This window comes from Neobacillus sp. PVCKKU3, from assembly GCF_058323225.1.
In genome coordinates this window covers 41,634-50,463 of record NZ_JBLVQN010000045.1, presented here as the reverse complement: position 1 = coordinate 50,463, position 8,830 = coordinate 41,634, and the positions used below count along the sequence as shown (strand labels likewise).

The 8,830-nt window shown below is 33.8% G+C and carries 7 protein-coding genes and 1 tRNA gene; all 8 read right to left on the bottom strand.

Annotated elements, in window-relative coordinates:
* The coding region (locus tag ACNQGS_RS24020; protein WP_491489521.1) for a type I restriction endonuclease subunit R at positions 1 to 2,066 on the bottom strand (2,066 nt) is incomplete at its 3' end.
* 546 nt (positions 2,067 to 2,612) lie between these two features.
* The gene (locus tag ACNQGS_RS24015) at positions 2,613 to 4,883 is read right to left on the bottom strand and encodes a nuclease-related domain-containing protein (RefSeq protein ID WP_491489520.1); all 2,271 of its coding nucleotides are present in this window, start codon (positions 4,881 to 4,883) and stop codon (positions 2,613 to 2,615) included.
* A 151-nt stretch (positions 4,884 to 5,034) separates the two neighbouring features.
* Positions 5,035 to 5,292, bottom strand: coding sequence for an HNH endonuclease (locus ACNQGS_RS24010; protein WP_491489519.1), 258 nt, complete (start codon positions 5,290 to 5,292; stop codon positions 5,035 to 5,037).
* Positions 5,293 to 5,646: 354 nt separating this feature from the next.
* On the bottom strand, positions 5,647 to 6,777 hold the full coding sequence (locus ACNQGS_RS24005) for a hypothetical protein (protein WP_491489518.1): 1,131 nt from the start codon (positions 6,775 to 6,777) through the stop codon (positions 5,647 to 5,649).
* Between the two features lie 462 nt (positions 6,778 to 7,239).
* Entirely contained in the window at positions 7,240 to 7,362 is a 123-nt protein-coding gene (locus ACNQGS_RS24000) for a hypothetical protein (RefSeq protein ID WP_491489517.1), read from the bottom strand.
* 215 nt (positions 7,363 to 7,577) lie between these two features.
* The gene (locus ACNQGS_RS23995) at positions 7,578 to 7,901 is read right to left on the bottom strand and encodes a hypothetical protein (protein ID WP_491489516.1); all 324 of its coding nucleotides are present in this window, start codon (positions 7,899 to 7,901) and stop codon (positions 7,578 to 7,580) included.
* A gap of 216 nt (positions 7,902 to 8,117) precedes the next feature.
* Entirely contained in the window at positions 8,118 to 8,417 is a 300-nt protein-coding gene (locus ACNQGS_RS23990) for a hypothetical protein (RefSeq protein WP_491489515.1), read from the bottom strand.
* Positions 8,418 to 8,614: 197 nt separating this feature from the next.
* A tRNA-Sec gene (locus ACNQGS_RS23985) sits at positions 8,615 to 8,711 on the bottom strand.
* Between the last annotated feature and the right edge of the window lie 119 nt (positions 8,712 to 8,830).

Below are 8,830 nucleotides of genomic sequence, written 5' to 3'. Positions count from 1 at the left end.
ACTTCTTCTGGGATGACGGCGATGTTTCGTAAATTTTTCACAGCCTCTTTGAACGCCTTCAAGTATTCATCGTAGCTACCCATTAGAACAGTGTCAACATTGTCTGTTCGGGAGAATAACTTAATGGCATCATCCGTATTGTCTTTTAAATTTCGATAGCAAACAATATTTCCGTATGGCTTCGTTGCTTTCTCTACACGATTTGTCCGGCTATAAGCTTGCAACAAGTCGTGATACACCATGTTCTTATCAACATAGAGTGTATTGAGGGGCTTACTATCGAATCCAGTTAAGAACATTTTTACAACCAACAAAATATCGATTTGGGCATTTTTCACTTTTTTCGATACATCAGAAAAATAACGGTCCCATGTTTCTGTAGAAAAGTCTGTGTCGAACATTTTGTTATAATCCGTAATCATCCGGTCTAATGCTTCTCGAGAATGCTCTTCTGTTCCAGAACTTTCCTCATTTTGTCCATATGAATAAATGCCAGCAATTTTTAATTCGTGGTTCTTGTTTTTCAAGATGTCATAGTACTTGATTAGAGTTGGAATCGAATCTACCGCAAACATGGCACAATAGCCTTTACTTTTTGATCGGCGTATATGATTTTCCAGGATATGGTCGGCAACAAGGTTTAAGCGTTGTTCATCATGCCATACCTCATCTGTATTGATAGCCTGTACCTTTGTTTTGTCATTTTCATCAATCTTGGCATTGAAGGTACGAATATATTCTACTGAAAAACCAAGTACATTCCCATCACGAATCGCATCTTTAATTAAGTAATGATGCAAGCATTTTTCAAATAGGTCGGCTGTTGTCCGTCCATCTTGGCTCTTGTTCTCGGCAAAGCGTGGCGTTCCCGTAAAGCCAAAGTACTGTGCATTTTTGAAATGATGATCGATTTCTTTGCGCATATCTCCAAATTGGCTTCGATGACATTCATCAATGATAAACACCACATGCTCTTGTTTGTAGGGCTCCATCACTTTTGCATATTTAGGATTTTTAATCGCATTGTTCATTTTTTGAATCGTTGTCACGATAAATCGCTTCATTGGATTTTGTATTTGTTCTATTAGTATTTCGGTTTTGTCGGTGCGGTCAACCGCTCCTTTTTGGAACTTGTTGAACTCTGCAATTGTTTGGCTATCCAGATCTTGGCGGTCCACAAGGAAGAATACCTTTTTAATACTTTCCTCATCAGCTAAAATTTGCCCAGTTTTGAAAGAAGTAAGTGTCTTACCAGAACCGGTTGTATGCCAAATGTAGCCGTTGTTGTTGGTTTCGGTTGCCCGCTGGACAAGTGCTTCAACTGCATATACTTGGTAAGGCCGCATGACCATTAAAGCCTTGTCACTATCATTAATGACCATATAACGACCAATCATTTTCGCAAGATGGCAAGGCTTCATGAATGCACCGGCGAAATCTTGTAAGTTGGTAATCAGTTCATTCCTCTCATCACTCCAGAAGAATGTGAATCCAAATTGAATGTCATAGTCAGAGTTGGAAAAGTACTTTGTATCGACACCATTACTGACAACAAAAATTTGCAGGAAGCGATACAAGCCTGGAAATGTATGACGACGATAGCGTTGGATTTGATTGAAAGCCTCTTTAAAGTCCAGCCCTCGTCTTTTTAATTCAATTTGAACAAGCGGCAAACCGTTAATGAGGATCGTCACATCATAACGGTTTGTGTATTTACCAGTCACCGTTGTTTGAGTCGTGACTTGAAAAAGGTTTTTACACCATTCTTTTGTGTTAAGCAGCTCTACATATAATTGCGTACCATCTTCACGCTCAATCAGGAGCTTATCACGTAAGATTTTTCCCGATTCGTATATGCTTTTGCCTTCTATTAAGGTAAGAATTCTCTTAAATTCTATATCAGATAATGGTTGCCCATTTAACTTATGTTCATTGAATGCATTGAGCTGTTGCTTGAAATTGGCTAATAGTGCATCATAGTCTGGAATGCTAACCGCTTTGTAGCCTAAATTAACAAGTTGCTTATGTAATTTTTTCTCAAGCGCTGCTTCAAGTTGGTATGCCACAGTGGAAACCTCCTTAATACCATCTTCCTATATTATACAGAAAAATTAATGCTTAGGTTTCATTTTAGAAGCAATTTCTGGATATTTATATCATTATTTGTTTTCTTTTTGCTACCTTCTCTTACCTTACCAGTTTAAACTTTTCATTCGTTTGCATAGAAATAACCTCCGATAAAAAATTATTCGGAGGTTGAAGGAAAGTCCTCTACAGTCTTGCAGTAGATAGTTGTAAAACTGTGAAGGAATATGTATAAACTTAATCAAAGTATATCTGCTAATACCCTTGATACAATTGACTTAGTGGCGGGAATGCGTGGGAATCGAACTCATTACTTGTTGCACATCTTAATTCAGTAAAAATGAATTAAATCGAAATTTCATCATGATACATATGATGAGGTGTCCTCCATATGGAAATGAACGTGGGATCAATAGGAGAGAGAAAAAAAGAAGGTTACAAGCACCTCTTTTCTCCCCTCATATATTGGTTTTTTCATTTTTTAAAACGGAAATAAACTCTTAAAACACCTCATTTTTTACTTAATATTATTTTGTCCTACCGATTTGATTGAGGATTTCTTCATAAACTTGATCATGATCAAGTGGCTCTTTTCGAGCCAACATTAAAACTAAGTCTATTTTTTTACCAGAGTCAAGGTCAGTGTATTTTAAAAGTCCTAACCAATTAGAGCTTTTATGTTCATACATTCGTGCGTAACACCGTACTAACCAGTTCTCATGATTTAAAAAAGATGAATTACAAGCAATAATGCTAATTCCAAACTCTGAATAATTAATATCTGACATTGATTCTGTTGGAAGTATTACTTCTACATTTTTCCCACTATGTTCATTTGACTTTTTAAGTACTTCATGAATAGAATTTTCTAATTTCTGTCTAGCTTCTGAATTAAGTTCTAATAATTTCATTATGATATAAGAATGCCCAAATTCTTTGTTTTGTTCTAACCTTTTAATAATTGTACTAATTTCTTCAGAAAGTATTTGTTTCGGTTTTTCTATTTTTTCGGGATTACTGAGATAATCATTTAGAAAGGCTTCTCCACCCGTCTCTAATATAATTATATCGTTGCCTGTTATGTCATCAAAAAACAAATTTTGTACAAGATAGTTGTAAAATAAATCAAGTTCACTTGAGGAATTAACAACTGACTTTACCTGAATACGATTATTTACTTTTAATCGTCTATGCACATAGTGAAGAAATTGACTCGGAAATTCAATAAATTCTGCTATCTTCTTTAAATCATTTAAATTCACTGACCAAGGATATTCCTTATACCTATACACCCCAATGTTACTTAGCTCATGTAATTTGGTTGCAGCTTCCCCAAAATTATCAAGTGTTGTATTAATCAGAAACAAATTAAAATAATCTTCTTTATTCTTTAATGTAAAAATTTCTCTTCCATTTCGGTCGGTAAAAATCGGATTGTCGTTTTCTTGAATATACTTTCTTGTTCTACTTGCTTGTTCAAAAGCTTTCTCAATATTATCCTCAATATTTGATTGGAATCTAAGAAAAGCCCCTCTTCTAGCAGGTTTTGAAAACCTACCACTTTTTGATTCAATTAAAAAGATATTTGAATCGTATATAATTAAATGATCCAACTCACATCTCTTCTCTTCGCCATCCTCAACAACATCATAATATAAAGAACTATATATTTGAGACTCTGGTAAAATCTGTCCAAACACTTTATTGACCTGTTCTTCAAGATACTTTCCCTTTTTATCCGTATATATTTCCCTGTATTGGTCGTCCGCCAATATATCGCTCTCTATTTCATTTTGCATTGCCCAAACTAGACTCAAGATATTTGGAATAATAAACTTATCACCAAATTTTAATATTGGTTTTTCCCTAAAAGGATTATTATCAGTTGGATATTTAAAGTTTGGGGACTGTTCTCCACCAATAGACGATGAAAATCTCTGAATGAAATAGTTTAGTGCTGTTTGATTAATCTCAGGTGTATATTCAATCAATTCGTCAACTGTTATCAAAAGAATTTTTTTTTCTGCATTTTTATATTCATTGTTTACAAAATAAGCTAATAAATCCTTTCTACTCTCTTCATCCTCATATAATCTTTTAAACTCCAGTTCTTCCTCACTATGAGAATTTTTCTGACAAATAAGATGGTGCTTTAAATTCATAAAGTTTCGTGCTGAAGTAAGAGTGTCATCTTTAAACTTGGTTAACCTTTGTTTATATAAAACCATAATTGCCTCAATAATTTGGAAAGCTTGTATGATATTAAATCCTTCATTTTCCTCCAACCAATCCTTAGATGAATCAAATAAATCAATTACTTGGCTTTTTAGAAGTTCATAATTTGTTTCTCCACCATTTAATACATAGTCTGTAGCAATTGAGGCAATAAGAAATTGTTTATCCTTTTCTTTCCCATCCTCAAGATCTTTAACCTTACGAGCTAGATTCGAAAATATCCAATTCTCAAAAAAATTATTTAGACTTTTAATCAAATTTCCCATAGAATCAGAAGAGAATTGATTTTTGTAATCTTCTTTTTGTCCTACGGAGATTATTAACCCACATAAATATTCAAAATATCCCGCATCTATCAATCCCTTGTTTAAGGAAATATAATAATATAGAGTTAGTTCTGGGATTAAATATTTAGGGTCATTATTGATAACGATATTCCTAATGTTTTTAAATTCATCCTCTAACGCTTCATTTGTCTTAGTATGTATTTTAGTCCAATCAAATTTAGGTGTCATGGCTACTCTCCCTGTTTTAATATTTATTTTTCTCTCTTCTAACTGCAAAGAGATTTTCCCTATGCCATTTCATATATTGTATTTGAACCTCACTCATTTCAATTTTCAAATATTCATTGATATTTAGAAACACCTTTGTTTCCATATCCAAACTATCAGAAATCAAAATCAAACCGCTATCATTAAAACTTATGTACCCCTAATCAAATAAAGCATCATGATTTGGACATAAAAGCAAGCCATTATTGACATCTAGCCTCTCTAGATTATTGGAGCTGCTCCATGGTTTTATATGATTTGCTACTAAGAATCTTTCATCTGAAATACCGCATAACTTACATTTTTTATCAATCACTAAAAGTGCCTTTTTAAAAGCAAATTGACCAATTCTTGACTTGATAATTTGCTCGTTCTCAGTTTTTGTTATTTCAAAAGGTTCTATATCAGTTCTTTCCAAAGGTACTAAATACTCTAAAATACCTACACCATTATCTATGTCATTTCTAATTCTTTGTTCATGCCTACTAAGACAATTAATAACTAAACCGAATTCTGAAACCTGCTTTTAAAAACTACAGCATTTATTAGTTTTTTACATCTCTGTTCTTCACTTCAAAAACGAGTCGGTTAGTGATTTTCTATTACACCGACATGTGTGGAAAATGGAGGTGAAATCCGTATAATAATTAATGCTATTTTGTGATAGTGTTTGTTAAGAGCAATGCTCCTAAAGTGAAGGAAATCTCCGAAGGAAGGATTTTTTAATAACTAGTAATGCTCAGAGTTACGTACTTATCTTTATAGTTGTACTCTACCAAACAGGTAACGAAGGGGGATTATGCCAAATACCATCATAATAAGATTGCATATAACCTCTTCTTATTGCCTCTATCATAAACTCTCTTTTAGAGAACCGTTTATCAAACCGCATAATTGCTTCATTATCAATGTCATCAATGTCCTTCATCATAATCTCTCCATTTTTACCTTTAGTTCGATAGGAAGGAGATAAGATTGCTAGCATGGAAGCAATTATAATAAGAATTTCTCTGACAGTGTATATGTATATCCCATCGGTTCCTAAGTTATCTAAATAAGCTTTTCCTTCTTCAATACTTAAATCCTCGAGGTTCCTGTAGATTGTGAGATGATTGTTTTTAAAAACCATAGCCTTATTATAAATATCAGACTGTTCGCCTTCTCTGCTGCAAAAAACTTCTTCTAACTGTCCGAACATCTTAATGATTTTCATTTTTTCTTCAAGATTTGCATCATGAAACCTATCCACTAAATAAACAGTGTAATGCACGATTGACTCAATGTCCAAATACCTCCAATTATTATTATCCCCTTTAAGAGTAACGACTTTATTTAGATCCTCTCTCGTAAGGGTTCGACCCTCAGTGGAAAAGGTAATAAATTGACAAATTAGTGCTTTTACGTAAATTTCTTTAACATCAGGATTTATTATACTTGGAGAATTGGCAAAGAAAAATTTGTCCACATGCTTATAGATAGTTGACTCCATAGATGATATAGAAAAATCTTCTACCCTAATCTTTATTTTATTTAGATATCCTCTTAAACCTTCGAAAATGGAATCTTCCGCTGAAAAAACTGCTTGGTCGAGTTGTTCCTTTAAAATTTCAGCTCCTTTTGAAATTTTTCCAACTATGACCAATTCATACTCTTCAGCATCCGGCTCATCTTTAATCATTGAGTTTAGGATTTCTTTGATTTTCCCGCTCCCAATTGAACCTTTAGTGGATTTAACCTGTGTGACCTTTTTTACACATTCAGGGTATTCCCACAGCATGTCAATTTTCTCATCATTTGTAGCTGGCTCAAGTGTCACTTTCTCCCATAATTGGTCTGATAATGAGTCTATTACCGTTACGATAGATTGATATAAATAACCTCTTGCCCCATCTCTTCCACCCATATCTTCACCCCTTAATCTTGTTAATAGCAATTTTATTTGGACTAGCTAACATTCAAATTACCCTAAATTTAAAAATTTTCCTCTTTTTATAATATTCGCCATATTTTTTATTAATCCCTTTTTGAATTAACCTGAGTCTGTAAGTTTAGTTGATACTACTACATAAGTAAGGTTAGTTATAAGGTCAAATAGAAGATCTATTTAATCATTCGTTCCAACATACATAAAAAAAGGAGACCCTCAATTAAGAGTTCTCCCTTTCAACATGCCCGTATCTAATTCTATGAAACACTACAATTGCATTGTTTGTGTTTTTTTTCCATTCAGAGGGCTGTCCTTCCTCAAATAGCTTCTCCCATTCCTTGCGTTCTCGTTGCTTCTTATGTTCATATTCATTTATAATTTCTTTTGCTGTACCTTTCTAAGTCCCATGTCCCAAAACGGTATCAAGTTTCATGTGTTTCATACCACATCACCATACATTTCTTCATAAACCCGAATCTCATCTTTAATGGTTTGCATAACTTCGAGATATTCAAGGTCTTCTTTTGTATAACGGTAGTCCTCGGGAGGCTTTACTATCATCTAGTTTTCATAGGTACAGTAAAGTTTCTTCTATTTGATGGCATGTTTACCTTGAAGTTGTTTGATTTGTTCTATCCACAGCCATGTTACTGCTCCCTCATATTTCTAAACGTTTGTTTTTTACTTTTTATTGAATACATAATTTAGTGGTGAATGGATATTATGCTAATTCTGAATATCCATGTTTGTCATTTGCACATATCTCCGTACCATATTCATACAGGAATGACCGAGTATTCTTTACAAACTGAATGGATCGCCACCTTTAAGAATATAGAACAGTGCGACTGTATGCCCAAAGTGTGCGGACTGCATCGTTTGTTATTTATACATGCAACATATCCATAAAGCCTCATGTTATCCCTTACAGTAGCCTCACTCATGTGTTTTCCTTCATAAGTTAAAAACACATATTCATTTTCAAAATCATCTGTTACAGCTATATACTCACTTAGTAATTTCGCTGTTTTTGCCGATATTGGATCATTGCGGGCAATACTTATTTTCGTATTTGCCGCTTTTAACTGAATGGTATACATTTTTTCTTTTAATATCGACTAATTCCGATATCCGAACCATTGTATCTAATAATACATTAAAATAACTTTAGTTCTAAACCCAGTGTCCGTTGATTCATCAATTGCACCAATTAACCGTTTAAACACCTCGAGAATAAAAGCTTCAACATTATCAATAGGTGCTTTGATCGGCTTAAGGCGTTTGTGAATAGGTTCTTAAATCCAATGATTATCTTCTTAGATGTATCGTAAAAATGACCTCACTATTCTAACCTGTATATTTACGGTTGCAGGAGAGTAATCCAGTTCTTCACACATGTAACTAATCCAACCAGTAAAAACCTCGGTGGTCATTTCTCTTGCTGATAATAATACACGACCAATGTACTCCATGAAGTATTGAAAGTTATTATAATATTTCTTAATCATTCTTTTGGCTAATCCCTCTCCTTTTTTGATTAACATGAATTGCTCAAACATCTCCGAAATGGAAAAAGCATAAGCAACCACATTTACTGATTTTGCTTCACGTTTCACCCGTCTTAAATTGTCTTTGACGCAAAATAAAAAACCCCTTCCATAATAAAAATTACGTAAGAGGTTGAACGGTTTTATGTATCAGTCTAAAAACGTTTTTTCATAATCAGCCTAACACAGTCTTTCGTGAGCCTGGTCGAAATCGGTTTGGGAATATGTGTGAACACTTTTTCAGTGTTACTTTGAAAATGTTAATTTGGCGGGAATGCGTGGGAATCGAACCCACCAGACCTGGCACGCAGGTCTCAAGCAGTTTTGAAGACTGTGGAGGACACCAGTACCCCATCCATCCCCGTAATATAGGTAAACCTTTTTAATTACCTTGTTCGTATTACTATATTACATTGAAATATAGTATTATTCAATAAATTGAACCCCATTGTCATTTTTTCGACAACTTTTTAAATAGAAGG

Excerpts from the sequence above, each read along its gene's own strand:
- ACNQGS_RS24005 (WP_491489518.1), bottom strand. The coding sequence starts at position 6,777 with ATGGGTGGAAGAGATGGGGCAAGAGGTTATTTATATCAATCTATCGTA.
- ACNQGS_RS23995 (WP_491489516.1), bottom strand. The coding sequence starts at position 7,901 with ATGTATACCATTCAGTTAAAAGCGGCAAATACGAAAATAAGTATTGCC.
- ACNQGS_RS24000 (WP_491489517.1), bottom strand. The coding sequence starts at position 7,362 with ATGATAGTAAAGCCTCCCGAGGACTACCGTTATACAAAAGAAGACCTT.